1 protein-coding gene is annotated in these 932 nt (G+C 77.5%); it reads left to right on the top strand.

The annotated features are described in order from the left end of the window. Positions 1 to 932: DNA translocase FtsK 4TM domain-containing protein (locus tag HMPREF3099_RS09900; RefSeq protein WP_202816750.1), on the top strand; the 932-nt coding region annotated here is incomplete at both ends.

Raw genomic sequence — 932 nt, 5'->3', positions numbered from 1 at the left:
CGGGCCCCTCGGGCGCGCCGTGGCCGGCCTGTGGAACGGCGTGACCGGCGCGGTCGGTGGCGCGGTGCGCAGCGTGGGCGGGTCCGCCCGGGGCCTGGAGCGTGACCACGCCCGCGACGGTGTGGCCTTCGTGCTGCTGGCCCTGGCCGTGGTGGTGGCGCTCCGCGAGTGGTGGGGCCTGTCCGGGGCGCTGGGCGGAGCCATCCACGCCGTGGCGGCCGGCACCTTCGGGCTGGTGGCCATGGCCCTGCCGCTGCTGCTGCTCTGGGCCGGGCTGCACATGATGCGCCGTCCCGCCGAGACCGCCGACAGCGCCCGCCTCGTGGTGGGATCGGTGGCCGCCGTCCTGGCTGCCTGCGGCCTCACGCACGCGGCCCTGGGCTATCCCGACGCCAGCCAGGGCGTGGAGTCCGTCCGCTCCGGCGGCGGCATCCTGGGCTACCTCGTGGCCAACCCGCTGCGCGTGGGCCTGACCTCGCTGGGGGCCGTGGCCGTGCTCGTGCTGCTGGCCCTCTTCGCGCTGCTGGTGCTCACCGCCACACCCGTGCACCGCATCCCCGAGAGACTGGGGGAGCTGGGTGACCGGCTCTTCCACCCCGGCCACCACGCCGAGGACGAGGAGCTCGACTGGTCGCGCCGCGACTCCCGGGGCCTGCCCCGCCGCGAGCGCGACGAGGAGGAGCCCTCCGGTGCCCGCCGTCGTCGTCGCCGCGAGGTGGACGAGGACACCGTGCCCTTCGACCAGGCCGCCGAGGTGGACGACTCCTCGCGGCGCCGTGTGCGCACCGCGCGCCGCACCCGCAAGTCCGAGGTGGCCCAGGGTGCCGACACCACCGCGCTGCCGGTGCAGGACGGCGCCGAGCCCGAGGACGCGGGCGACGCCGTGTACGACGGGCAGGCCGACGCCCCCGCGAGGCCCGCGCCGAAGGCCG

Origin of the sequence: Kytococcus sp. HMSC28H12 (assembly GCF_001816045.1) — a bacterium.
GTDB lineage: Bacteria > Actinomycetota > Actinomycetes > Actinomycetales > Dermatophilaceae > Kytococcus > Kytococcus schroeteri.
The sequence above is the reverse complement of the archived record's forward strand: the minus strand, read 5'-3'. Positions and strand labels throughout refer to the sequence as shown.